General features: G+C 68.9%; 24 protein-coding genes and 1 tRNA gene. 17 read left to right on the top strand and 8 right to left on the bottom strand.

Going from position 1 to position 25102, the window contains the following annotated elements; genetic code table 11:
- Positions 1 to 14: 14 nt before the first annotated feature.
- Entirely contained in the window at positions 15 to 806 is a 792-nt protein-coding gene (locus tag ABIC53_RS04895; protein ID WP_112614780.1) for a TrmH family RNA methyltransferase, read from the top strand.
- Here the strand turns inward: ABIC53_RS04895 and ABIC53_RS04890 are convergent, their stop codons facing one another.
- Complete coding sequence (locus tag ABIC53_RS04890) at positions 807 to 1652, bottom strand: SGNH/GDSL hydrolase family protein (RefSeq protein WP_282500973.1); 846 nt, start codon at positions 1650 to 1652, stop codon at positions 807 to 809.
- 78 nt (positions 1653 to 1730) lie between these two features.
- On the opposite strand from ABIC53_RS04890, the gene ABIC53_RS04885 reads away from it, so the two are divergent.
- From ABIC53_RS04885 to ABIC53_RS04870, 4 genes are all read left to right on the top strand, one after another.
- Positions 1731 to 3575 (top strand): DEAD/DEAH box helicase, encoded by a 1845-nt coding sequence (locus ABIC53_RS04885; RefSeq protein ID WP_404568564.1) that lies wholly within the window; start codon positions 1731 to 1733, stop codon positions 3573 to 3575.
- A gap of 96 nt (positions 3576 to 3671) precedes the next feature.
- Positions 3672 to 3756 (top strand) — tRNA-Leu (locus tag ABIC53_RS04880).
- Positions 3757 to 3828: 72 nt separating this feature from the next.
- Positions 3829 to 5127, top strand: coding sequence for a M20/M25/M40 family metallo-hydrolase (locus ABIC53_RS04875; RefSeq protein ID WP_282500974.1), 1299 nt, complete (start codon positions 3829 to 3831; stop codon positions 5125 to 5127).
- 10 nt (positions 5128 to 5137) lie between these two features.
- Entirely contained in the window at positions 5138 to 5971 is an 834-nt protein-coding gene (locus tag ABIC53_RS04870) for an undecaprenyl-diphosphate phosphatase (protein WP_112614784.1), read from the top strand.
- 27 nt (positions 5972 to 5998) lie between these two features.
- On the opposite strand, the gene ABIC53_RS04865 is transcribed toward ABIC53_RS04870, so the two are convergent.
- Complete coding sequence (locus ABIC53_RS04865) at positions 5999 to 6865, bottom strand: PAC2 family protein (RefSeq protein ID WP_274177893.1); 867 nt, start codon at positions 6863 to 6865, stop codon at positions 5999 to 6001.
- Between the two features lie 122 nt (positions 6866 to 6987).
- Here ABIC53_RS04865 and ABIC53_RS04860 point away from each other — a divergent pair, with 122 nt between their 5' ends.
- The 9 genes from ABIC53_RS04860 to lnt all read left to right on the top strand — a co-directional run bounded on the left by ABIC53_RS04860 (position 6988) and on the right by lnt (position 16836).
- A complete protein-coding gene (locus tag ABIC53_RS04860; protein WP_282500976.1) occupies positions 6988 to 7668 on the top strand; it encodes an HAD family hydrolase in 681 nt (226 codons plus the stop codon).
- Complete coding sequence (locus ABIC53_RS04855) at positions 7665 to 8675, top strand: tRNA (adenine-N1)-methyltransferase (RefSeq protein WP_112614788.1); 1011 nt, start codon at positions 7665 to 7667, stop codon at positions 8673 to 8675. The genes ABIC53_RS04860 and ABIC53_RS04855 overlap by 4 nt, the downstream gene beginning before the upstream one ends.
- A 9-nt stretch (positions 8676 to 8684) precedes the next feature.
- A complete protein-coding gene (locus ABIC53_RS04850; protein ID WP_112614790.1) occupies positions 8685 to 9647 on the top strand; it encodes an FKBP-type peptidyl-prolyl cis-trans isomerase in 963 nt (320 codons plus the stop codon).
- A 98-nt stretch (positions 9648 to 9745) separates the two neighbouring features.
- Positions 9746 to 10684, top strand: a complete 939-nt coding sequence (locus ABIC53_RS04845) for a helix-turn-helix transcriptional regulator (protein ID WP_282502575.1) — start codon at positions 9746 to 9748, stop codon at positions 10682 to 10684.
- Positions 10681 to 11640, top strand: coding sequence for a helix-turn-helix transcriptional regulator (locus ABIC53_RS04840; RefSeq protein WP_112614792.1), 960 nt, complete (start codon positions 10681 to 10683; stop codon positions 11638 to 11640). The genes ABIC53_RS04845 and ABIC53_RS04840 overlap by 4 nt, the downstream gene beginning before the upstream one ends.
- A gap of 60 nt (positions 11641 to 11700) precedes the next feature.
- Positions 11701 to 11949 carry a twin-arginine translocase TatA/TatE family subunit gene (locus ABIC53_RS04835; RefSeq protein WP_181574133.1) on the top strand — a complete coding sequence of 83 codons (249 nt, stop codon included), beginning with the start codon at positions 11701 to 11703 and terminating at the stop codon, positions 11947 to 11949.
- A gap of 66 nt (positions 11950 to 12015) precedes the next feature.
- Positions 12016 to 12795, top strand: coding sequence for a twin-arginine translocase subunit TatC (gene tatC, locus ABIC53_RS04830; protein WP_112615165.1), 780 nt, complete (start codon positions 12016 to 12018; stop codon positions 12793 to 12795).
- Positions 12792 to 15266 carry a DEAD/DEAH box helicase gene (locus ABIC53_RS04825; protein ID WP_502915511.1) on the top strand — a complete coding sequence of 825 codons (2475 nt, stop codon included), beginning with the start codon at positions 12792 to 12794 and terminating at the stop codon, positions 15264 to 15266. Before tatC ends, ABIC53_RS04825 begins: the two co-directional genes overlap by 4 nt.
- The gene (gene lnt / locus ABIC53_RS04820) at positions 15226 to 16836 is read left to right on the top strand and encodes an apolipoprotein N-acyltransferase (protein ID WP_502915546.1); all 1611 of its coding nucleotides are present in this window, start codon (positions 15226 to 15228) and stop codon (positions 16834 to 16836) included. Before ABIC53_RS04825 ends, lnt begins: the two co-directional genes overlap by 41 nt.
- A gap of 50 nt (positions 16837 to 16886) precedes the next feature.
- On the opposite strand, the gene ABIC53_RS04815 is transcribed toward lnt, so the two are convergent.
- The 4 genes from ABIC53_RS04815 to ABIC53_RS04800 all read right to left on the bottom strand — a co-directional run bounded on the left by ABIC53_RS04815 (position 16887) and on the right by ABIC53_RS04800 (position 19558).
- On the bottom strand, positions 16887 to 17249 hold the full coding sequence (locus tag ABIC53_RS04815; protein WP_112614794.1) for an RNA polymerase-binding protein RbpA: 363 nt from the start codon (positions 17247 to 17249) through the stop codon (positions 16887 to 16889).
- Between the two features lie 110 nt (positions 17250 to 17359).
- Entirely contained in the window at positions 17360 to 18130 is a 771-nt protein-coding gene (locus ABIC53_RS04810) for a glycerophosphodiester phosphodiesterase family protein (protein ID WP_354450600.1), read from the bottom strand.
- Positions 18127 to 19074, bottom strand: a complete 948-nt coding sequence (locus ABIC53_RS04805; protein WP_114589502.1) for an SPFH domain-containing protein — start codon at positions 19072 to 19074, stop codon at positions 18127 to 18129. The genes ABIC53_RS04810 and ABIC53_RS04805 overlap by 4 nt, the downstream gene beginning before the upstream one ends.
- The gene (locus tag ABIC53_RS04800; RefSeq protein ID WP_269266204.1) at positions 19067 to 19558 is read right to left on the bottom strand and encodes an NfeD family protein; all 492 of its coding nucleotides are present in this window, start codon (positions 19556 to 19558) and stop codon (positions 19067 to 19069) included. The genes ABIC53_RS04805 and ABIC53_RS04800 overlap by 8 nt, the downstream gene beginning before the upstream one ends.
- Positions 19559 to 19681: 123 nt before the next feature.
- Here ABIC53_RS04800 and ABIC53_RS04795 point away from each other — a divergent pair, with 123 nt between their 5' ends.
- Both ABIC53_RS04795 and ABIC53_RS04790 read left to right on the top strand, forming a co-directional pair.
- The gene (locus ABIC53_RS04795) at positions 19682 to 20446 is read left to right on the top strand and encodes an SDR family oxidoreductase (RefSeq protein WP_112614802.1); all 765 of its coding nucleotides are present in this window, start codon (positions 19682 to 19684) and stop codon (positions 20444 to 20446) included.
- Positions 20447 to 20448: 2 nt separating this feature from the next.
- Positions 20449 to 22431: a S9 family peptidase gene (locus tag ABIC53_RS04790; protein ID WP_282500979.1), complete on the top strand. Its 1983-nt coding sequence runs from the start codon at positions 20449 to 20451 to the stop codon at positions 22429 to 22431.
- 12 nt (positions 22432 to 22443) lie between these two features.
- Here the strand turns inward: ABIC53_RS04790 and ABIC53_RS04785 are convergent, their stop codons facing one another.
- The gene (locus ABIC53_RS04785; protein WP_282500980.1) at positions 22444 to 22995 is read right to left on the bottom strand and encodes an HdeD family acid-resistance protein; all 552 of its coding nucleotides are present in this window, start codon (positions 22993 to 22995) and stop codon (positions 22444 to 22446) included.
- Positions 22996 to 23104: 109 nt separating this feature from the next.
- A complete protein-coding gene (locus ABIC53_RS04780) occupies positions 23105 to 24022 on the bottom strand; it encodes an AEC family transporter (protein ID WP_282500981.1) in 918 nt (305 codons plus the stop codon).
- Positions 24023 to 24109: 87 nt separating this feature from the next.
- Between ABIC53_RS04780 and ABIC53_RS04775 the strand changes: the two genes are divergently transcribed.
- Positions 24110 to 24961 carry a phosphatase PAP2 family protein gene (locus ABIC53_RS04775; protein ID WP_282500982.1) on the top strand — a complete coding sequence of 284 codons (852 nt, stop codon included), beginning with the start codon at positions 24110 to 24112 and terminating at the stop codon, positions 24959 to 24961.
- Positions 24962 to 25102 lie beyond the last annotated feature (141 nt).

The raw sequence follows: 25102 nt of genomic DNA, 5'->3' as shown, positions 1-25102 counted from the left end.
GACAGGCTGAGACAGTGCCCGTGATCCGCATCGACGACGCCACCGACCCCCGCCTCTCGGACTACCGCGACCTGACCGATGTCGCGCTGCGCCGGGTGCTCGAGCCCGCAGGCGGCCTCTACATCGCCGAGTCGGCGAAGGTCATCTCTCGCGCTCACGCAGCAGGGCACCGCGCGCGCTCGTTCCTCGTGCAGGAGAAATGGCTTCCGGATGTGGCCGACCTCGCAGGCGACGCGCCGGTCTTCGTCGTCTCGGACGAGGTCGCCGAGCAGGTGACCGGTTACGCCGTGCACCGCGGAGCCCTCGCCGCCATGCACCGGCCCGTCACGGCACCGGTCAGTGAGATCGTCGCGGACGCCCGGCTCGTGCTGGTGCTCGAGGACATTGTCGACCACACGAACGTCGGCGCCGCCTTCCGAGCTGCCGCCGGTCTGGGGGCCGATGCGGTGCTCGTGAGCGAGCGCTGCGCCGACCCCCTCTACCGCCGCAGCGTCCGCGTCAGCATGGGCACGGTCTTCCAGGTGCCGTGGACGCGTCTGCCGGCCTGGCCGGAGGCGGCGCCGCTGCTCCACGAGGCCGGTCTCCACCTCGCCGCCCTCGCCCTCGCGGACGGAGCCGTCCCGCTCGATGAGTTCGCCGCAGCGCGGCCCGATCGGGTGGCACTGCTCATGGGGACCGAGGGCGACGGGCTCAGCCGGCGCGCCCTCGCGGTCGCCGACACCGTCGTCACCATCCCGATGGCCGGCGGAGTGGACTCCCTCAACGTCGCCGCGGCCGCCGCGGTGTCGCTCTGGGCCCTGCGCTGATCAGTCGGGGTCGTCGGCGCGCCGCAGGACGGGCAGCGGCTCGGGCCGCTTGGCGGTGATGTGGTCGCCCGAGGACTGATGCCGGAGCCGGCGCAGCACCCACGGCATGAGGTACTCGCGAGCCCAGACGAGGTCGTTCGCGCGGGCCGCCCGCCAGGTCAGCACCGGTGTCGTGTCGGGCTGCATCGGTTGCAGGTCGTTGGGCACGTTGAGCGCCCGCAGCACCATGCGCGCAACCTCGTGGTGGCCGAGCGAGTTGTAGTGCAGCCGGTCGTCGTCGAAGAAGCGCATGTCCTGCACCTCTTTTAGCGCCCACTGATCGGCGACGATCGCGTCGTAACGGTCGGCGATCGCCCGGATGTTCTCGTTGTAGATCGCCACCCGGCCGCGGATGCCGCGGAAGACCGGGGTGAAGTTGGTGTCGATGCCGGTGAAGAGCACGAGCGTCGCGCCCGTCGACGACAGGCGTACGACGGCATCTTCGAACTGCTGCGCAACGGCGTCGGGGTCGGACCCCGGTCGGATGACGTCGTTGCCGCCCGCCGAGAAGGTGACCAGGTCGGGCTTGAGCGCGAGTGCGGGCTCGATCTGATCCGTCACGATCTGGCCGATGAGCTTGCCCCGGACGGCGAGATTCGCGTACGCGAAGTCGGGCACCTGTGAGCTGAGCACCTCGGCCACGCGGTCGGCCCAGCCGCGGTGCCCGCCGGGGCTGCCGGGCTCGGGGTCGCCGATTCCCTCGGTGAACGAGTCGCCGATCGCGACCATGCGACGCCACGGGTGAGCGGTCTCGTTCGGCACATAGGGTGTGCGCCGCGCGTCCTCGGATGGCTCGTTGTTTCTCATGACCCTCCTCGAAGCTCCGTACCTGCCACGCTATCTCGTGCCGGGCGATCGTGTGGGTGGGGTCGTTTAAGGTGGTCCATCGTGACAGAGGACCCCCAGGAGCATTTCGGAAGCTTCGCCGCAGAACACCTGTCACCCTCGTTCCCGCAGCGTGCGCCGTGGGGTACCGCTCAGCGCCTGCGTGCGTGGCAGGCAGAGGCGCTGGACCAGTACTTCGGCGCCGACGGCCCGGAGGGTGTCGGACGCGGACCGCGCGACTTCCTCGCCGCTGCGACCCCCGGCGCCGGTAAGACGACGTTCGCTCTCCGCCTGGCGTCGGAGCTGCTGCGCCGTGACGTTGTCGATCGCATCATCGTGGTCGCCCCCACCGAGCACCTCAAGACGCAGTGGGCGGATGCCGCCGGCCGAGTCGGCATCCGTCTCGATCCGCGTTTCAGCAACCGCCACGGGATGCCGTCGCGGCAGTACCACGGCGTCGCGGTGACCTACGCGCAGGTCGCGGTGAAGGCATCCGTCCACCAGCGGCTGACGATGGATGCCCGCACGCTGGTCATCCTCGACGAGGTCCATCACGGCGGCGACGCGCTGAGCTGGGGCGATGCGCTGCGCGAGGCCTACGGCAGGGCGACGCGACGTCTGCTTCTCTCGGGAACACCGTTCCGAAGCGACACCGCTCCGATTCCGTTCGTGGAGTATCACCCGAACGAGAAGGGCATCCGCCTCTCCAAGACGGACTTCAACTACGGCTACGGACGCGCCCTCGCCGACGGTGTCGTGCGCCCTGTGCTGTTCCTCGTCTACGCCGGCCACATGAAGTGGCGGACGAAGACCGGCGACGAATTCGAGGCCCACCTCGGCCAGGACAACACGAAGGACATCACCTCGCAGGCGTGGCGCACCGCGCTGAACCCCGAGGGCGACTGGATCCCCGCCGTGCTGAGGTCTGCAGACCGTCGCCTGAGCGAGGTGCGCCAGGACGTGCCCGACGCCGGCGGCCTCGTCATCGCGACGGACCAGACGGCGGCGCGGGCGTATGCGGAGATCCTGCATCAGATCACCGGCGAGGCGCCGACCGTCGTGCTGTCGGACGACAAGTCCGCGTCGGGCAACATCGAGATCTTCGCGCAGTCGACCACCCGGTGGATGGTCGCGGTGCGCATGGTGTCCGAGGGCGTCGACGTTCCGCGGCTCGCGGTGGGCGTCTACGCCACGTCCTCCTCGACCCCGCTGTTCTTCGCGCAGGCGATCGGGCGTTTCGTCCGGGCTCGTCGTCGCGGCGAGACGGCGAGCGTCTTCCTCCCGAACGTGCCCGTCCTGCTCAACCTCGCCGCTGAGATGGAGCGTCAGCGCGACCACGCGCTCGACCGAGAGGCAGGCGACGACGACGGCCTCGAAGACACCCTCCTCGCCGAGGCGGAGAGCGAGGACAAGGCCTCCGATGAGCTCACCCAGGAGTTCAGCTACCAGGCGCTCGGCTCCGTCGCCCACTTCGACCGCGTCCTCTTCGACGGCGCCGAGTTCGGCCAGCTCGCGGTGCCCGGCACGCCCGAGGAGGAGGAGTTCCTGGGCATCCCCGGACTTCTCGAGCCCGAGCACGTGCACGAGCTGCTCATGCAGCGCCAGTCGCGGCAGACCAAGCACCGGCACAGCCGCGAGGCACGCGAGAGCGCAGCGGGTGCCGCATCCGGCGGGGATGCTCCCAGCGCCGAGTCGACACTGCCCGAGCCGTTGCACCGGTCGCTGAAGGAGCAGCGACAGCTCCTGAACAGCCTCGTCGGCCTGTACGCCCGCCAGAGCGGTGAGCCGCACGGCCAGATCCACGCCGAGCTTCGTCGCGTGTGCGGCGGACCGGCTGTGTCGCATGCGACCGTGGCCCAGCTCCAGGCGCGCATCGCGGTCCTGCGATCACGCGTGAGATCGTGACGTCGTCGGCGCGCCACGCCCGGCGTGCCGACGATTCTCCGCCCCGCCGGTGACGTGTTAGTGTTGTTCCTCGGTTGGGAACAACTGAAAAACACTGCGCGGGTGGCGGAATAGGTAGACGCGCTAGCTTGAGGTGCTAGTGCCCGTATAGGGCGTGGGGGTTCAAGTCCCCCCTCGCGCACAGTGAGAGAAGGGCTCCGGAAACGGAGCCCTTCGTCATTTCCCGGAACGGTTCACGACTACCGTGGAGAGCATGTCCGAGTACGACGATCTGCCCGAGGTCGCCCGCGTCGCGCGGGATCTGATCCGCTTCGACACGACCAACTTCGGCGAGGGGCGCTCGCGCGGCGAACGCGAAGCGGCCGAGTACGTGGGGGCCTATCTCGAGGCGCTCGGACTTCGACCCGAGTACTACGAGCCGATCCCGCGGCGCACGAACGTCTCTGTGCGCATACCGGGTCGCGACAGCGCGAAGCCGGCTCTCGTCCTGCACGGCCACCTCGACGTCGTGCCGGCCGTGGCGGAAGACTGGAGCGTCGACCCGTTCGCGGGCGTCGTCCGCGACGGGATGCTGTGGGGTCGCGGCGCCGTGGACATGAAGGACATGGACGCGATGATCCTCACGTCCGTGGCCGAGCTCCTGCGCGCGGGGGAGCAGCCCGAGCGCGATCTCGTCGTCACGTTCTTCGCCGACGAGGAGAACGGCGGGGTCGAGGGATCGCAGCTCGTCGTGCGCGATCGGCCCGAGTGGTTCGCCGGTGCGACCGAGGCCATCAGCGAGGTCGGCGGATACTCGATCGGCGTCGACGGGCACCGGGCATACCTGCTGCAGGTCGGCGAGAAGGCCCTCGTCTGGCTGCGGCTCCACGCCACCGGACGAGCGGGCCACGGCAGCCGGCTGCATCCGGAGAACGCCATCACGCGTCTGTCCGAGGCCGTCGCGAAGCTCGGTCGCGCGCACTGGCCGATCGAGCTCACGCGCACGACCCGACGACTCGTCGACGACCTCGCGGCGCTCAGTGGCCGGGACGCGTCGGATCCGGATGCCGTCGCCGACGCGACCGGGCCGACGTCCGCGTTCCTCGCGTCGACCTTCCGGACCACGACGAATCCGACGGGTCTGACCGCGGGGTACAAGCACAACGTCATCCCCGATGCCGCGTCCGCTGCGATCGACGTGCGCACGCTCCCGGGACAGGAGGATGCGGTGCTGGCGGAGATCCAGCGAATCGTCGGCGACGACATCCGTATCGAGATCGTGCATCGCGACATCGGCCTCGAGGTCCCCTTCGCGGGGTCGCTCGTCGACACCATGGTCGGCGCGCTCGGCCGACACGATCCCGGCGTGCCCGTGCTGCCGTACCTCATGGGCGGCGGCACCGACAACAAGGCGCTGTCCGAGCTCGGCATCGCAGGATTCGGCTTCGCGCCGTTGCGCCTCCCGGCCGACATGGACTTCACGGGTATGTTCCACGGTGTCGACGAACGCGTCCCGATCGACGCGCTCGTCTTCGGGCAGCGCGTGCTCATCGATCTCATCCGCACGTACTGAAAGGCCGCCCATGCAGCTCCTCGAGGCCATCATCCTGGGCATCGTCCAGGGTCTGACCGAGTTCCTGCCGATCTCCTCGAGCGCCCACCTGCGCATCGTGGGGGAGTTCCTGCCGTCCGCGCAGGACCCCGGCGCCACCTTCACCGCGATCACTCAGATCGGGACCGAACTGGCCGTGCTGGTGTACTTCTGGAAGAAGATCACCCGCATCATCGGTCGCTGGTTCCGCTCGTTCAACGGTTCGGTCCCGCGTGACGATGCCGACGTTCGTCTCGGCTGGATCGTCATCATCGGTACCCTGCCGATCGGCGTTCTCGGGTTCCTGTTCCAGGACGTCATCCGCGACACCTTCCGCAATCTCTGGCTCGTCGCGATCGTGCTCATCGTCTTCGGCCTCATCCTCGGGGCGGCCGACGCGCTCGGGCGACGCGTCCGGACCGAGAAGGACCTGACGTACGGTCACGGTCTGGCCCTCGGGTTCGCGCAGGCGCTCGCGCTCATCCCGGGCGTATCGCGCTCGGGCGCCACCACGACGATGGGGCTCGCGCTGGGGTACACCCGGCCCGCGGCCGCAGAGGTCGCGTTCCTCCTCGCCGTGCCGGCCGTGTTCGGCAGCGGTCTCTACGAGCTGCTGCAGGCGATCCGTGAGCCGGGAGCGTCGGTGTTCTCGCTCGTCGACACCGCCGTGGCCACCGTCGTCGCCTTCGGCGTGGGACTCGCCGTGATCGCCTTCCTGATGCAGTACCTCAAGCGCGGCAGCTTCCTGCCGTTCGTGCTCTATCGTGTCGGGCTCGGAGCGGTGCTGATCGTTCTGCTCTCGCTCGGAGTCCTGCAGGCGTACTGAGCCGGCCGGACGGTCGCGGCGCGCGTCTCAGCGATGCGGGCCGCGACCGAGGCCACGGCCGTCGCCGCCGTCGCCCCGGTGCCGGAGGTACCTCTCGAACTCCTGCGCGATGGCGTCCCCCGAAGCTTCGGGGGAGTCCCACGTGTCGCGGGTCTGCTCCAGCTGACGGATGTACTCCGTCATCTCCTCGTCGTCAGCCGCCGCGGCGTCGATGGTCGCCTCCCAGGCGAGCGCATCACCCGGCAGCGAGCCGCGGGCGACCTTGGCGCCCGTGATGCCCTCGAGCTTGTCGAGAAGCGCCAGGGTCGCTTTCGGCGACGGCGAGTGGCCCGCGACGTAGTGCGGCACGCTCGCCCACAGTGCCGCCGTAGGGATCCCGGCCTCCTCCGCCGCAGCGGCGATGACCGACAGGATGCCGACGGGGCCTTCGTAGGTCGAGCGCTCGAGACCGAGCGCCGTGCGCAGCTCTTCGTTGTCGCTTCCGCTGAAGACGGTGATGGGACGAGTGTGGGGAACGTCGCTCATCATCGAGCCGAGCGCGACCACACCGGTGATGTCCTCGCTCAGCGCCGCATCCACCAGCTCGGCCGCGAACGACTTCCAGGCACGCGCTGGTTCGGCGCCGCTGAGGACCCATAGACGCGTGCCGCGTGCCGTCGCGCGCGGTCGCCAGATCGTCGCATCCGGCCATTTCAGCGAGCGGCGGCCGTCAGCGTCGGCCTGGACGTGCGGCCGCGTGTACATGTAGTCGAAGTACAGTTCGGGATCGACCGAGTAGACGGCGTCATAGGGACGGGATTCGCGAAGCTGTGTCGCGGCGGCGGTCGCGGCTTCGCCGGCATCGTTCCACCCGTCGAACGCGACCACGAGGACGCGGCGTCCCAGACTGTTCAACCCGTCCTCCGTTCCGAGCCGGCTCGCTCTGCGCGAGCGGGTCTGCTCCACGATACGCCGAGGCCAGCGCATGCGGGTCGGGCCACGCGGCGTCTCACCCCTGCATCGGTAACATGGTGCGGATGACTTCTCGTTCCCCTGCCGCGGTCCTCTGGGACATGGACGGCACGCTCGTCGACACCGAACCGTACTGGATGGCGGCCGAGGGTCCGCTCGTCGAGAGCTTCGGGGGAGTGTGGACGCCCGAGCAGGCGCTCAGCCTCGTCGGACTCGGGCTCGAGGACTCCGCGCGCATCCTGCAGAATGCCGGTGTCCGGATGCAGACGCGCGAGATCATCGACCACCTCACCGAGACGGTCTCGGGTCAGTTGCGCCGCGGCGGCACTCCGTTCCGCCCGGGTGCGCGCGAGATGCTCTCCGGGCTCCGCGAAGCCGGGATCAAGACGGCGCTCGTGACCATGTCGATGCGCAGCATGGCCGACACAGTCGTGTCGTCTATCCCGTTCGAGGCGTTCGACGTCGTCATCGCCGGCGACGAGGCGGCACGCCCCAAGCCGTTCCCCGACCCCTACCTCCAGGCGTGCGCAGCGCTCGGGGTCGATGTCGCCGACACCGTCGCCATCGAGGACTCACCCAACGGCCTGCGTTCGGCGGTCGCCTCCGGCGCCGTCGCACTCGGAGTACCGCTGATGGTCCCACTGCACGGCCTCGGTGCTCACGCTCTCTGGGACTCCCTCGCGGGGCGCTCGGTGGCAGACCTGGCCGATCTCTTCACCCTCCACCGACTCGGAGCTTCCGCATGACCGACGACCTCCAGCCCCGCGGCCCCTTCCGTTACGGCGACCGCGTCCAGCTGACCGGCCCCAAGGGACGGATGCACACGATCACCCTCCGAGAGGGCGGCGAGTTGCACACCCACCACGGCGTGCTGCGCCACGAGGTCCTCGTCGGCCAGCCCGACGGGTCGGTGGCGACCAACAGCGGTGGGCACGAGTACCTGGCACTCCGCCCCCTGCTGCGCGACTTCGTGATGTCGATGCCCCGTGGTGCCGCGATCGTGTACCCGAAGGATGCAGCTCAGATTCTGGCCGCGGCCGACATCTTTCCCGGCGCCACCGTCGTCGAGGCCGGTGTCGGCTCGGGCGCGCTGTCGCTCTGGCTGCTTCGGGCGATCGGCGACCACGGACGGCTCGTGTCATTCGAGCGACGCGCCGAGTTCGCAGAGGTCGCCGAGGCGAACGTCGCCACGTTCACAGGCGGTACCCCCGCGAACTGGTCGGTCATCGTCGGCGATCTCGTCGAGAGCCTGCCCGACGCCGTCGAGCCGGGGACGGTCGACCGGGTGGTCCTCGACATGCTCGCGCCGTGGGAGTGCATCGACGCCGTCGCCGACGCGCTCGCCCCCGGGGGCGTCGTGCTCTGCTACGTCGCCACTGCTACCCAGCTCAGCCGTGTCGCCGAGTATCTCCGCGGCACGGGCCTGTTCACCGATCCCGACGCGTCCGAGACGATGATCCGCGGCTGGCACGTCGAGGGTCTGGCCGTGCGCCCGGACCACCGGATGGTGGCTCACACCGGATTCCTCATCACCGCCCGCCGCCTCGCTCCGGGGGCCATCCCGCCCGATGTCCGGAAGCGCGCGCTGAAGAAGCCGTCGTACGACGATGCGGACGTCGAGATCTGGACGCCGGGAGCCGTCGGCGACCGCGAGATCACGGACAAGAACCTCCGCAAGCGCGTCCGCGAAGCGCAGCGGGCCGCGCGGAGCTCGCTCTCCGTTCCGGACGGGCACGACGACGACTCCGCGTAGACTGCTGCGGTGCGTAGGATCATCGCCGCCGCCGGCGCTCTCTCTCTGACCGTGCTCGCCCTGACGGCCTGTGCCACGCCGTCCTCGGGCTCAGCGTCGTGCACGCGGGACGTGTCCGAGTCCTCGGCCCTCGATCTCGTCGACGTCAGCGACAGCCCCGTCGGCACGAAGCCCACCGTCGCCCTCTCGGCGCCGGTCCACGTCGACGGTCTCGCAGCACGCGACACCGTGACGGGAGACGGTCGTGCGGTGACGAGCGACGCACAAGACGTCGTCTTCGACCTCACGGTCCTCGACGGGTCATCGGGTGCGCCGATCGCGGCATCCGGATACACCGGCGAGCTGTCGGAGGTTTACCCGCTCGACAGCTGGGATGCCACATTCCCGGGCCTCGTCGACGCCCTGCACTGCGCGACCGAAGGCTCGCGCGTCGTGATGGCGCTCGGCCCGGACGAGGTGACGGCCGACACTCGTGCACGGTTCGGCATGGCGGAAGACGCCACGACGGTCGTCGTCCTCGATCTGCAGAAGGTGTATCTCGCCGCCGCTGACGGTGCCGAGCAGTTCAACGATCGGGCCGGCATGCCCTCGGTCGTGGTCGCTCCTGACGGACGCCCCGGCATCGTCATCCCCGACAACGACCCGCCCAGCGACCTCGCGATCGAGGTGCTGAAGAAGGGCGACGGTGAAGAGGTCACCGGCGATGTGCCGGTGCGCGTGCACTACACCGGCGTGACGTGGGCCGACAAGAAGGTCTTCGACAGCACGTGGGGTCAGGGCGCGCAGCCGATGGAGCTCGACAAGACGATCCCCGGGTTCGCCGAAGCGCTCCGAGGCCAGACCGTCGGCTCGCAGATCCTCGTGGTGATCCCGCCCGACCAGGGTTACGGCGACACGGCCCAGGGCGGCATCCCCGCCGATTCGACGCTCGTGTTCGTCGTCGACATCCTCGGCCTCGACGCCGCGTCCTGAGTCGGGGGACGACGGCCACGCCTAGAATCGAAGGCGTGTCCGTCTCGCCCACTCGCGTTCCGCCCGAGGAACGCCTGGTCAATCTCGTCGTCGCCCTCATGGCGACCGAGCAGGGCGTGACGAAAGACACCATCCTGGGTTCGGTCTCCGGTTATCGAGAGCAGGCAGAAGCGGGCGCCCGACGCGAAGCGCTCGAGAAGATGTTCGAACGCGACAAGGAGAACCTGCGCGGTTTGGGCGTCCCGATCGAGACGATCGGCGACTATGCCGACCCCGACGACCTACGCGAAGCGCGCTACCGGATCCCGCCGACGGAGTACGAGCTGCCCGCAGACATCAGCTTCACCCCAGCCGAGCTCGCTGTGCTGACGCTGGCCGGGGGAGTGTGGGGCGAGCAGACGCTCTCGGCGGGCGCTCGGTCGGGACTGCGGAAGATCCGCTCCCTCGGGATCGAGGTCGATGAGCCGATCATCGGCTTCGCCCCGCGACTCGATCTTCACGACTCGTCTTTCCTGCCGTTGCAGCGCGCCATCGAGCAGGCTCGCGAGGTGGAGTTCGACTATCTGCGCCCGGGGTCCGATCGGCCGCGACGACGACGTGTGCGGCCTCTCGCGCTCGTCGAGTTCGAGGCACGCTGGCACCTGTTCGGGTGGGATGCCGGTGTCGATGCCGAGCGGACGTTCCTGCTGTCGCGCATCGTCGCGGACGTCGTCGTGACTCGGCAGAATTTCGACGCCGCGCTTCGTGCCGGCGCCGGAGAACGCGCCTTGTCGGGACTGCGCGACGTCGCCCACCGTCAGAGCGCCGACGTCACCGTCGTCCCCGGCACGGAGGCTGAGCTGCGGCTGCGCCGACGCTCTCTCGCCGAGGCCTCGAGCGGACGACGGCTGCGCATCCCCTTTGTGGATCTCGAGGTGTTCGCCGACGAGCTCGCCTCCTACGGACCGGAGGCGATGGTGCACGCGCCGGCCGATCTGCGCGACGCGGTCGTGCAGCGCCTCCGCGGTGCCCTTGACCGATCGGCGGTGACGTCGTGAGTGCCCAGCCCATCGTCGCAACCGACCGCGCGGCCCTGATCATGCAGCTCGTTCCGTACCTCATCGCCCAAGGAGAGGTGACGGTGGCCGACGCAGCGCGCGATTTCGACGTCGAGCCGCAGCAGATGCGCTCGATGGTCGAGAAGCTCACCGTGATCGGGCTTCCCGGCGAGGGCGGCTTCTGGCAGATGGCCAACGACCTCTTCGACATCGACTGGGACCTCCTCGACCGCGAGGACCGCATCGTCATCACCAACACCGTGGGGTTGCAGCGATCGCCGCGGCTCACCGCGCGCGAGGCCGCAGCGCTGCTCGCGGGTCTGCAGCTGGCGGCATCCGTCCCGGGTGTCGGCGACAGCGGTATCGTCCAGGGGCTCCTCGCCAAGCTCGCGCGCGGGGCGGGCCAGACTCCCGCCGACGTCATCGTCGCCCCGGCGCCGGTCGATGACGTTCGCGAGACGGTGGCGCGAGCGCTGCGCGAGCGCGTCGCCCTGGCGTTCACCTACACAGCACCGGACGGCGCGCCGACGACGCGCACCGTCGACCCGGTGAAGGTGACGATCTCCGCCGGCCGCTGGTACCTGCAGGGATGGTGCCACACACGTCGCGCGATGCGCACTTTCCACCTCGATCGCGTGACCGACCCGGCGCTCACCGAGATCCCGGCCCTTCACTCGACGGAGCCGGTGCCCGAGCTGTTCGAGCCGGGCGACGACGAGATCCTCGCCGAGATCCGCTACCCGCATCATGCGGCGACGATCGTGGGCGAATTCCTGACGAACGCAGAGGTGCGCGACGAGGGCGGATCGCAGACGGCGATGATCCGCGTCGCCGACCCCCGTTCGCTCAAACGACTGGTCGCCCGCAGCGGGGGGAGCATCGAGGTCCTCGCACCGGCCGAGGCCCGGCGTGCCGCCCGCGATTGGGCCCGAGCCGGTCTCGATCAGTACGCCTGAGACGGGCTTCCCGCCGGGTGCGCGGGTTAGACTGTGCGAAACGATCGATGGGGAGACTCAATGAGCAATCTGTTCGCAGGCCCGCACCTGTGGATCCTACTCATCGTCATTCTGCTGCTTTTCGGCGCTGCGAAGCTGCCGGCGCTGGCGAAGAGCATGGGACAGTCCGCCCGCATCTTCAAGGGCGAGATGAAGGCCATGAAGGAAGACGATGCCACGGCCGGCACCGCCGCCTCGACGACCGCTGACGTCGCGCCCGTCGAGAAGCCTGCGGACCCGAAGAGCGGTCCCGCAGCTCCCACACCGTAGCGCCGCGTGGTGACGGCTGAGCGCACGCGCTCAGGGGCGGACGGTGCGCCCCGGCGCGACAAGCGCATGTCCCTCGGGCAGCACCTCGTCGAGCTGCGGCGACGCCTCATCATCTCGGCGCTCGCCCTGGTGGTCTCGATGGTGGTGTCGTTCTTCCTCACCGACTGGATCATCTGGGCGATGACCGAGCCGATCCGCGTCGTCGCGGAGCAGCGAGGCGACACCGAAGCGGTGAAGCTCATGTACTCGACGATCACCGGACCGTTCGACATGCGCCTGCGCATCTCGTTCTCGGTCGGCATCATCCTCTCTGCTCCCATCTGGCTCTGGCAGATCTGGGCATTCCTCATGCCCGGACTGACCCGGAAAGAGATCCGGTACACGGTCGGATTCGTCTCGGCCGCGGTTCCCCTCTTCTTCGCCGGTGTCTACACCGGCTGGCTCGTCATGCCGCACATCGTCGAGATCATGGCGACGTTCTCGCCGGAGGCGTCGGCGAACTTCTACGAGGGCAAGTACTACTACGACTTCGTCTTCAAGCTCCTGCTCGTCGTCGGGGTCGCGTTCATCATTCCCGTGTTCCTCGTCGCGCTGAACTTCGCCGGCATCATGAGCGGGAAAGCGATCCTCAAGGGATGGCGCGTCGCCATCCTCATCGCCGTCGTCTTCTCGGGCCTGGCAACCCCCGCCGCCGACATCGTGAGCATGCTGATGCTGGCGGCGATCCTGACGGTGCTCTATTTCGCGGCCGCGGCGCTCTCACTCCTCCTCGACCTGCGCCGGTCGCGTCGCGCGCCCGAGCTCACTGTCCCCGGCCCGCCCCCGATGACTGATCCGCTCCCGTGAGCGCGTCCAGCCCCGCGGAGCGGTTCCTCGCCGCGCAGTCGGCCCGGGCCCACCCGCTGACCGCGGCGTTCGCCGACATGCAGCGATTCGGTCTCGACCCGTTCCAAATCGCCGGATGTCACGCCCTCGAGGACGGGCGGAGCGTCCTCGTCGCCGCGCCCACGGGAGCCGGCAAGACGATCGTGGGCGAGTTCGCGATGCACCTGGCCATGCTCGAGCCCGACACGAAGGCGTTCTACACGACGCCCATGAAGGCCCTGTCGAACCAGAAGTTCCGCGAGCTGGTCGACGTGTACGGCGAGGAAGAGGTCGGCCTGCTCACCGGCGACACGAACATCAACGGCAACGCACGCATCGTGGTCATGACCACCGAGGTGCTGCGGAACATGCTCTACGCCGACTCGCCGGCCTTGCGTGGCCTCCGCTACGTCGTGATGGACGAGGTCCACTACCTGGCCGATCGGTTCCGAGGCGCCGTGTGGGAGGAGGTCATCGTCCATCTCCACCGCTCGGTGCGGATGGTGGCGCTCTCGGCGACGGTCTCGAACGCGGAGGAGTTCGGCGACTGGCTCGACACCGTGCGAGGCGATACCGCCGTCGTGGTCTCCGAGATCCGTCCCGTTCCTCTCGAACAGCACGTTCTGGTCCGCGGCGATCTGCTGCCGCTGTTCGACGACCGGGCGGGTGTGGCGACTGCGCAGGTCAACCAGGAGCTGACCCGCCTGCGCTCGCCCCAGGGCCAGCGATACGACAGCAACCGGCGGTCGCACGGCTACCGGGGTGCGGGGGGCCGCGAGGCTCATCGCAAGCACCGTGGCGGACAGGGGTCGGGACGCCCCGCGGCCGCGCAGCGCCTCGAACGCCTCGACCGACCGGCTGTCGTCGAACTCCTGGGCCGGGCCAATCTGCTGCCCGCGATCTTCTTCATCTTCAGCCGCGCAGGGTGCGACGGAGCGGTCCAACAGGTGCGCAGGTCGGGTATCCGGCTCACGACACCCGAGGAACGGGATGAGATCCGCGCCATCGTGGATCGCCGCACCCGCGCGCTCGCGCAGGAAGACCTGGCAGTGCTGGGGTTCTGGGAGTGGCGCGACAACCTCGAGCGCGGCGTCGCGGCCCACCACGCCGGACTGCTGCCGGCGTTCAAGGAGGTCGTCGAGGAGCTCTTCCAGCGCAAGCTCGTCAAGGCGGTCTTCGCGACGGAGACGCTGGCGCTGGGCATCAACATGCCCGCACGCACCGTCGTCCTCGAGAAGCTCGAGAAGTTCAACGGCGAAGCACGCGTGGCGATCACTTCGGGGGAGTACACCCAGCTGACCGGGCGCGCCGGTCGCCGGGGCATCGATGTCGAAGGGCACGCGGTCATCCAATGGAGCGACGGTCTCGACCCGCAGTCGGTCGCCGCGCTGGCGTCGCGGCGCACGTACCCGCTGAACTCCAGCTTCCGCCCCACGTACAACATGGCCGTGAACCTCATCGACCGCTTCGGTCGCGACCGCGCACGTGAGATCCTCGAGTCGTCGTTCGCCCAGTTCCAGGCCGACCGGTCCGTCGTCGGCCTCGCGCGCCAGGTCAAGGAGAAGGAGCAGACGCTCGACGGCTACGCCCGCTCCATGACGTGCGAGCGGGGGGATTTCGCGGAGTACTCCGGCATCCGTCGCGAGCTGAGCGACCTCGAGAAACTCAATCGCAACGACCGCACCGCGCCGGCACGCATCCGTCAGCGCCGTCAGGACGAGCTGGCCGGCCTTCGCAAGCGGATGCAGCGGCACCCCTGCCACGACTGCCCGGACCGGGAGCACCATGCCCGGTGGGCCGAGCGCTACTGGCGGCTGCGCCGCGACGTGCAGAAGCTGCGGCAGCAGATCGACACGCGCACCGGCACCGTGGCGCGGGTGTTCGATCGAGTCGTCGACGTCCTGACCGCCCTCGACTACGTCTCGGTCGACAGCGACGGCACCACCGCGCTGACCGAGGCGGGCGCCACGATGCGTCGGATCTACGGTGAACGCGACCTCCTCGTGGCCGAGGCGCTCCGCCGGGGCCTGTGGCGCGAGCTCGATCCCGCCGGTCTGGCGGCCCTCGCGTGCAGTCTTGTCTACGAGCCGCGCCGCGAGAGCGACGGTCCGGGCGAGTACGGGCTTCCGCGAGGCGTCTTCCGAACGGCACTGGCCGAGACGCAAGAGCTGTGGGCGGTCCTCGACGACCTCGAACAGGACCACCGCCTGCCCGGCACCGAGCCGGTGGCCACGGGCCTCGCGAAGGCCATGCATTCGTGGGCACGCGGCATGATGCTCGATCGCGTCCTGCTCGAGGCCGACATGGCCGCCGGCGACTTCGTGCGCTGGGCGAAGCAGACGATCGATCTCCTCGATCAGCTCTCGCTCGTCGCCGACGCCGATCTGGCGCGGACAGCGCGTGCCGCGCTGGATGCCGTCCGGCGCGGCATCGTCGCATACTCCGGCGTCTAGGCTCGAGCACGTGCCCGACTCGTCTCCGGCCGCGGTGCGGCCTCTGATACCGCTGTGGCTGGCACTGGTCGGCGCCGTCGTCGGCGGTGCGGTTCTGGACGCCGCATTCCCCGACATCGGGTGGTGGCCGCTGGCGTTCGCCGGTGTCGCGTTCGCTCTCGCCGGTCTGATCGGGCGCTCGGCGTGGGGTGCGCTCGCGGTCGGGGCCGTCTTCGGAGCGTCCTTCTACTTCATCCACATCTCGTGGATCACCCGTTATCTCGGGCCCATCCCGTGGTTCGGACTCGCCGGCATCGAGACGCTCTTCTTCGCGGTCGGCTCGATCCCCATCGCTCTTGCGTACCGCTGGGTCCCGCGTCTGCTGCCAAGCCAGGGAGCACGACTGATCGCCCTCCCCGCCCTGGTCGCGGGACTGTGGACTGCGCGCGAGCTCTTCATGGGGTCATGGCCCTACACCGGCTTCCCCTGGGGCCGCGTCGGCATGAGTCAGTCCGAGAGCCCGCTCGCGCACGTCGCGTCCTGGACCGGGGTGGCGGGCCTGACATTCCTCATGGTGTTCGTCACAGCGGCGGTCATCGAGTGGCTGCGCCTGGGCAGGCTGCGCGACCTCCGCACGGCGCTCCCGGCGGCCGTCGTCGCCGTCGCGCTCGTGGCGCTGCCCGCTTTCCCGACGACGGATGCCGGGACGTACCGCGTCGGTTCCGTCCAGGGCGACGGCCCCACGGGATACTTCGATTCTCGCGAGCCCTACGACGTCCTGCGCTCGCAGCTCGCGGCTACACAGCCGATCATCGACGAGCCCATGGACCTTCTCGTCTGGCCGGAGGGCGGCATCGATGCGGACCCGCTGTCGAATGCGTCCGTCGTCGACACGCTCGATCGGCTGTCGGCGCGCATCGAGGCGCCGTTGCTGGTCAACGCAGCCACGCAGCGCGGTGACGACATCTACAACACGTCGATGCTCTGGCGGGCTGGCGCCGACAATCCCGTCGCGATCCACGACAAGTCACGCCCGGTTCCCATGGGCGAGTACGTCCCCGACCGGTGGTTCTTCGAGCTGATCGTCCCAGACCTCATCGGTCTCATCCAGCGCGAGTACACACCGGGAACGAACCCGCCCTTCATGGACGTCTCCGGCATCGGCGTCGGGCTCGCGATCTGCTTCGACGTGCTCTACGACGACGTGATCTGGACGGGTGCACGTGACGGTGCGCAGCTCTATGTCTTCCAGACCAACAACGCCGATTTCCGCGACACGGACGAGAATCTCCAGCAGCTCGCGTTCGCGCGCATGCGCGCCATCGAGACCGGCCGAGCGGTCGTGAACATCTCGACGGTCGGCACGAGCCAGGTCATCGCGCCCGACGGCACGGAGATCGACGGCCTGCCGGCGGCGGAGGCCGGTGCGATGATCACCGAGGTGCCGCTGCGCACCGGACTCACGCCCGCCGTCATCGTCGGCGGCGCTGTGCAGGTCATCCTCGGCTCGGGAAGCCTCCTGGCTCTCCTCGCTTGCGGCGTCGCCGTCGCGGTCGCGCGACGACGCTCACGCAGCACGTCCGCGACATGAGAATGCCGTCGGTCCCGAAGGACCGACGGCATTCGCGCGGAGCTGGAGGCTCAGGCGCTCAAGCGGGAGCCGCGGCGCTCGCGGAGCATGGCCAGACGCTCCTCGAGCAGTTCCTCGAGCTCGGGGATCGTGCGGCGTTCGAGCAGCATGTCCCAGTGGGTTCGGGCGGCCTTGTCGCCCGAGTGATCGACCTCGACGACGCCCTCGCCTACGCGCAGGAGAGCCTCGGCGCCGCACGCGCGGCACTCCCAGGTCTCGGGCGCCTCCGCGTCGGCGGCGAACGTCATGACGGTCTCGTGCGCACAGCGCGAACACACGTACGTGTGGTTGACCCGGTCGTGGAAGACGACGCCCTCTTCGCTCTGTAGGCTCGAGGCGCCGAGTCGGATGCCGCGCAAGCTGCGGTCTGCCATTGTGTGGTCCTCTCGTCGGCTATCAGTTGTAACGTGCGCGGCTGTGTGCATCATCCGAAGAAGGGATGGTCTTCGGGGTTTCACAGCCGATGTTCAGCGTGTCGGGGTATTCAGCGCTCTTCCGCCACGATGGTCATCGCGCGGTCGGCTCGGTCCGTGACGATACCGTCGACGCCGGCCGCGAGCAGGCGTCTCATGCCGTCCGCGTCGTTGACCGTCCAGACGTGCATCTCGACACCCGCACGGTGGACCGCGCGGATCATTCGGGGGGAGACGATGCGGATGGGCCCCCGACGCTCGGGAACCTGCACCGCGTCGATGCCGCGCAACGCACGACCCATCAACCATGGCACACCTGACGCGACGGCTGCGACGAGAGCCGCGATCCGGATCGTGCCTGCCGACGTCGCGGGGCGTCCCCCGGCATCGTGGGCGGCGCGGAGTGCGCGTTCGCGTGTGCGGTCGGAGAAGCTGGTGAGCAGCACCCGATCCGCATGCGGCGCCACCAGGCGCCCGACCGTCTCTGCAGCCGATTCGGCTTTGACGTCGAGGTTGAAGAACAGCGTGGGAAACGCGTCGAGGGCTTGTGCGAGCGTCACCAGCCCGCCGCGGTCGGCCATGAGATCTTCGAGCTCGCGGTCTGCGACATCCGCGATCGGGCGCGGATCTCCGGCGACCCGCGAGAGGTCGGAGTCGTGGAACAGGATCACCGTCCCGTCCGCGCTCAGATGGCAGTCCGACTCGACGTACCGCACGCCGAGCGCGTGTGCCGCAGCGAAGGCCGCGAAGGTGTTCTCGACGATGCCCTCAGAATCCGCCGGCACGAAACCGCGGTGCGCGAGAACCCGAGGACGCTCCGAGCCGAAGTACGGGTGCGTCACGGCGCGGGAGGCGCAGGACGGTCCGCCGGTGCCGCCGGGCGGTCGTCCCGACGACCCGCGAATCCGGCGCTCATGCTCTTGAGAGCCTCCGTGAACTCGCTCGGGATGATCCAGAGCTTGCTCGACGCGCTGTCGCTGATCTTCGGAAGGGTCTGCAGGTACTGATAGGCCAGCAGCTTGTCGTCGGGGTTGCCGTCGTGGATAGCCTGGAACACCGACTGGATCGCAGCCGACTCGCCCTCGGCCCGCAGAATCTGTGCCTGCTTGTCTCCCTCGGCCTTCAGGATCTCGGCTTGACGGCGGCCCTCCGCCTCCAGGATCTGCGATTGCTTCGACCCTTCGGCGGTGAGGATGGCGGCACGACGATCGCGCTCGGCGCGCATCTGCTTCTCCATCGAGTCCTGGATCGAGGTGGGCGGGTCGATCGCCTTGAGCTCGACGCGCGAGACGCGGATGCCCCACTTGCCGGTCGCCTCGTCGAGCACGATGCGCAGCTGACCGTTGATGTTGTCGCGGCTCGTCAGCGCTTCTTCCAGATTGAGACCGCCGACGACGTTTCGAAGCGTCGTGGTCGTGAGCTGCTCCACGGCACCCAGATAGTTGTTGATCTCGTAGGTGGCGGCCCGCGCGTCGGTCACCTGGAAGTAGACGACGGTGTCGATCGAGACGACGAGGTTGTCTTCGGTGATCACGGGTTGCGGCGGAAACGACACCACCTGCTCGCGCATGTCGACGAGCGGCAGCACCCGGTCGATGAACGGCACGAGCAGGTTGAGCCCGGGGGAGAGGGTGCGCTGGTATCGGCCCAGCCGTTCCACGACTCCCGCATAGGCCTGCGGGATGATGCGGATGGCTCGGAAGAGCACGACGATCACGAAGATCGCCAGAACCACGAGAAGCACGATCACGAAGATCTGACCGACGAAAGCGCCGACATCAACCATGGGTGTTCTCCTTCGGGTCGGGGGATTGGGAGGGGGAACCGACCTCCACGGTGGCGCCCCGCACGGCGCGGACGACGAGACGGGAACCGACGGGGGCCTCGCCCGGCTCGCCCACGAGACGAGCGGTCCACGTCTCACCGTTGTCGAGCTTGACCGAACCGGCGCCGTCGACGAACGGGACGAGGACGCGCGCCCCGAGGCCTGCGAGAGCGTCGACATTGGTCGGGATGTGCTGACTGCTGCGGTGGAGAGCGCGCAGGAGGAGCGGTCGGATCGTGAAAAGGAGCAGGGCCGAGACGGCAGCGGCCGCCGCGACCTGCAGCCACCACGGGGCGCCGAGAAGATTCGTTCCCAGTCCGCCGACGAGCGTGCCGCCCGCGAGCATGAGGAAGGTGAACTCGAGGGTGAGCAGTTCGACGATCACGAAGATCAGGGCCAGCACGAGCCACGCTATCCACAGGTATTGCGTGAGATCGGGCAACATCGGCGCTCCTTCGTCCCTCATCCGAACCTATCAGTCGGGGGTTCGATCCGGGCCGGTTGATAGGCTCGTGCGGTGCCGGCGGTCCGCCGTGCCGAGAGCCTTTCTTCCCCGCAGGAGCGCCACATGACTCAGCCCCTTCCCGCCGGAACCCTCACGGGTCGCACGGCACTGGTGACCGGATCGTCGCGCGGAATCGGCGCGGACACCGCGCGCTACCTGGCACAGGCGGGCGCGAACGTCGTCATCAACTTCCGCAACAAGGCTCCCCGCGCCGAGAAGCTGGCCGCGGAGCTGCGAGAGCTCGGCGTCGAGGTCCTCGTGGTCGGCGCTGATCTGACCGACCGCGCCTCCGTCGACGAGATGTTCGCCGCCGTCCGCGAGACCTTCGGCCGCCTCGACATCCTCGTGCTCAATGCATCAGGCGGCATGGAGGGCGGCATGGCCGAGGACTACGCCCTCACCTTGAACCGTGACGCGCAGCTCGGCACCCTCGATGCGGCGCTGCCGCTGCTCGAAGACGGGTCGCGTGTCGTGTTCGTGACCAGCCACCAGGCGCACTTCATCCGCACGACGCCGACGATGCCCGAGTACGAGGCGGTCGCCCTGTCGAAGCGGGCGGGCGAGGACGCTCTCCGCGAGCGCGTGGGCGAGCTCACCGAACGGGGCATCGGATTCGTCGTCGTGTCGGGAGACATGATCGAGGGCACCATCACCGCGACGCTGCTGGAGCGGGCGAACCCGGGCGCCATCGAGACGCGCCGCGAGTCGGCCGGAAAGCTCTACAACGTCTCGGAGTTCGCCGCCGAGATCGCCCTCGCCGCCGTCGAACCGATTCCCGCTGACAACACGCGCCTCGTCGGAGACATCTCGTCCTTCGGCGGCGAGTGACCATGCGCCCCACCGACATCGAGGCGCTGATCGCTGTCGGGCGTCCGACGGTCGCTGCCGACGGTTCCTTCGCCGTGTTCGCGACATCTCGCTCGGACATCGCCGCCGATCGGAACGTGGGGCAGCTCTGGCGCGTCGACCTGCCGTCGGGCCAGCCGCACCGACTCACGCGCGGTGTCGCGGACGCCTCTCCGAGGCTCTCGCCCGACAGCCGACACGTCGCCTTCCTCCGCGGAGACGCTGACGGCAAGCCGCAGATCCACGTGATCGCGGCATCCGGCTCGGAAGCGATTCAGGTGACGGACGCACCCCTCGGTGTCGGGTCCTTCGCCTGGTCGCCCACGGGCGAGCTCCTCGCCTTCACCGCACGCATACCTGAACGCGGGCGTTACGGCACCGTCGACGGGCTGTCTCCCGACGCGGAATCCGCTCGGCGGATCACCGGCATCCGCTGGCATGCGAACGGTCTCGGGTACATCGCGGACCGCCCCGCTCAGGTCTTCGTCGTCGCCGCACCAGACCTCCATTCCGAGCCGACGTACACTCCCGCCCCGGCACCGGATTCGGGCTCCTCGGACGCCCCGCGGAAGGTTCCGGAGCACGCACGTCAGCTCACCTCCGGTGCGCTCTCGCACGACGGGGTCGTGTTCACCGCCGACGGCTCGGAGATCCTTACGACGACGGACGGGATCGAGCACGAGCGTCGGGACCTTCGCTCCCCGGTGATCGCGATCGATATCGACGGAACAGGGGAGCGGGTCGTCGTTCCCGCGACCCTGTCGATCGTCGACGTCACCATCGCCTCCGACGGCACCATCGCGTTCCTGGCCTCCGACCCGGGCCCGGACGGCACCGACTTCGTCGCGCCCGGCGTCGCGCTCTGGGTGCTCGAGGGTGTCGAGCCCCGTCGGCTCACCGATCCCGAGACGATCGACCTCGGCGAAGTGGGCTCGCACATCACGCCGATCGGCGATGACTTCCTGGTGCAGAACCGTACGCGCGGCGAAGTGCACCTGCTGCGGGTCTCGCGCGACGGCGCGGCCACGCGCCTCCGTCGCGGCATGGAGGTCGTCGGCCACGCCGCCGATGCCGCAGGCGAGCGCATCGTCTGCGCCGTAGCCACCAATCGGTCGGCCGGCGAGCTTCTCCTCCTCGACGGCGAAGGCATCGAGGCGCGGTTGCTGACGTCATTCGGAGATGCCGCCAGCCGCGCCGGATTCGTCCTCCCGCGCGAGCTCGAGGTGAACGCACCCGACGGCTACCCCGTACACGGTTGGGTCGCGACACCCGAGGGCGAGGGACCCTTCCCCGTCCTGCTGCAGATTCATGGCGGTCCGTACGCGTCCTACGGCGTGCACCTCTTCGACGAGACGCAGGTCCTGGTCGGGGCGGGCTACGCCGTCGTCTATTGCAATCCCCGGGGCAGCGCTGGATACGGGCGCGCCCACGGCCGCAGCATCCGGGGCCGTATGGGAACCGACGATCTGAGTGACGTCCTCGCCTTCCTCGACGGAGCCGTGGCGTCGGATGCGCGACTCGACGGCGGCCGCGTCGGAATCCTGGGCGGGTCGTACGGCGGCTACCTGACGGCGTGGACGATCGCGCACGACCACCGGTTCGCGGCCGCTGTCGTCGAGCGCGGCTTCCTCGATCCCGAGACGTTCCAGGGAACGAGTGACATCGGCTCGTTCTTCGGTGACGAGTACGTCGGCACCGAGGCGGCCGCGATCCGAGCGCAGAGCCCGATGGCCGTCGTGAAGGACGTCACCACGCCGACCCTGGTGATCCATTCGGAGCTCGATTTCCGGTGCCCCCTGGAACAGGCCACCCGCTACTACACGGCATTGCGCCGCCAGGGCACGGAGGCGGAGCTCCTCGTGTTCCCCGGCGAGGACCACGAGCTCACCCGTTCGGGGCGGCCCCGTCACCGCGTGGAACGGTTCGAGGCCCTCCTGGAGTGGTGGGGACGCCACCTCCCGGCGTGACGACCGTCCCGGTCAGGGCCGGAACGAGAGCCCCCGGATGATGTTGACGATGCCGAGGGCCACGGCCGAGATGCCGAGCAGCCACCAGAGCACCAACACGCCCCACAGCGGTGTGAACAGCAGCATGACGCCGGCGATGATCGAGAGGATCGCGAACGCGATCGTCCACCCTCGCGACGACGACTCGCTCACGACCGACAGCGAGACGGCGCCCTCGACGATCCACATGATGCCCACCAGCACGCCGAGGAACACGGCGAACGACGCGGTGAAGGCGGCGAGGTTGGCGAATGCCACGATGCCGACGATCACGAAGAAGAGGCCGAGCGCGACGTGCCCGACGCGCGCCCAGCCGCGCTTCGTCCGCGAGAGGATCCCGAGGGCGGCGTAGACGATACCCGCGATGATCGCGTAGGCGGCGATGATGCCGGTGAGGACCTGCGCCGTGCGACCGGGCCAGATGAGAATGAGCAGGCCGAGGATCAGCGTCAGGATGCCGCCGACGATGAACGACGTCCGCAGCGATCTGACGAATCTTCCGGCGATGTCCTCTGCAGTTGCCATGACGGAACCTCCTTCGCGGGAGCCGAGCACCCCCGACACGCCACACGCTAGTGCACCGGGAGGGCGGGCGTCAGAGCCCCGGATGCGCCCCCGCGCGGTGCCGGGCCGATCAGCCGAGGATGAGAGTGGCACCCAGCAGGACGGGGACGCACCCGAGGGTCGTCAAGAAGACCGTGTCGCGCGAGATGGTCTCGCCGATGTCGTAGCGCTGCGCGAAATTGAAGACGTTCTGCGCGGTCGGAAGTGCTGCGAGCACGGTGACCGCCAGGATGTCGGCGGGGGAGAGGTCGAAGACGAGAGCGGCCACGGCCCACGCCACGAGCGGCATGGCGATCAGCTTCAGACCTGCCGCCAGCAGGATGTCTCGCCGACGGCCGGAAGCGGACAGCACGCGCTGTCCGTGCAGCGACATCCCATAGGCGATGAGGAGAACCGGCACGCATGCGTCGGCGATGAGCTGGAGCGGGTCGAGCACGAGAGGGGGCAGTTCCAGCCCCGAGACCGACACGATGACGCCCGCGACCGAGGCGATGACGATCGGGTTGCCGACGGTCCGTTTGAGGATCGGGAGCGGCCGCCGCTGTCCCGTCGTGACGGCCTCGAGGATCGCCATCGTGATCGGGGTGAACACGATGAGCTGCATCAGGATGACCGGCGCCGGCAGCGCGGCTGAGCCCAGGAGGTAGAGCGAGAGCGGGATCCCGATGTTGTTGGAGTTCACCTGCCCGGCCGACAGCATTCCGATGAGCGTCTCACCGACCGAACGACGCCACGCGAGTCGAGCGATCAGCGCATAGACGACGAACATCGACGCCGCAGCAATGGCGGAGACGGGCAGCAGTGCCGAGAACAGCGTCGAGACGTCGGCCTGCGAGAGCACGACGAACATGAGGAAGGGCGACAGGACGAAGAAGATCAGTCGCGCGAGCACCGGGCGGCCGTGCGGCCCGAGCAGATCGATGCGGCCGATGACGTATCCGACGATGATCGCGACCCCGACGACGACGAATCCGGTCACGACCTGCACCCTCCGAGCCTAGGGGAGTGGGCGCGTTGACCCGGCTCACAGCCGCCACTTCGTACGGTGGAACGACGGCGAGAGCGAGGTGATCGGATGAGGCGCAACGTGCGTTACCTGCAGCTGGCGGGCGTTCAGCTGGCGGCGATAGCGGTGACGATCCTGGTGTGCGTGTTCACGGCGTCCGGCCAGTACGCGGATCAGGCCGCCATGGTCGCCACGACAGCGTCCGGAAATCCCGTCCTTCGCGCGGCTCAGCACGTCAGCGCGAACTACATCATCGTGGTCGCCGCCGTGACGATGCTCGTCGGCATCACCGCCGCCCTCGTGCGGCGGCGCTTCGCCGAGGCTGCGGCGGCATCCGTGATCTTCGTCGGGTCGAGTGTCGTGACACAGGTGCTGAAGCACGAGGTCATCGCACGCCCGGATCTGGCGAGCGGCTGGGGCGCATATGGCAACTCACTGCCGTCCGGCCATGCCACCATCGCGATCGCCGCGGCGTGCGCCGCATTGTTCGCGGCACCGAACCGGATGAAGTTCGTCCTCGCACCGGTTCTGGTCACCTGGGCCGCCGTCGCCGGCATGGGTGTCATCGCCGCCGGATGGCATCGACCGAGCGATGTCGTCACGGCGAGCCTCGTCGTGGGGTTCTGGTACACGATTGCCGCGCTGATCGTCACGGCGGCGCGTCACCGTCATGGGCAGGCCGCGGCCGTCCTGACCCGTCCGCAGCGCCGGCTGCGCGGTCTCGCACCCGTCCTGGTCATGGGCGGCGCGATCACGGCCGTCGCGCTGAGTGCGTTCTACGCGTCTGGTTCCGGACGCACGCTCGTCACGGCTGTCTTGACGGTGGTCACGATCATTGCGACGGTTCTCGGTGCACTTGCCGTCAGTGGCGGGATGCCGTCGGCCCGTTCCCGCAGGGCCTCAGTGGCTTCTGCCCTTTGATCCGATAATGCACATTATGTCAGTTCAGGTGTGAGCTCGTCGGTGCGCATCTTCCCCATCGGCTCGAGATCGAGCACCCGCGAACCGCCGCTTCCATCTCGAGTGCCGCACCATCGTCCCGATACGGTTGTGAAATGAAGA

The sequence above is a fragment of the Microbacterium sp. 1262 genome, from assembly GCF_040544895.1.
GTDB classification, from domain to species: Bacteria; Actinomycetota; Actinomycetes; order Actinomycetales; family Microbacteriaceae; genus Microbacterium; species Microbacterium plantarum.
This window is presented reverse-complemented; position numbering and strand designations above follow the sequence as displayed.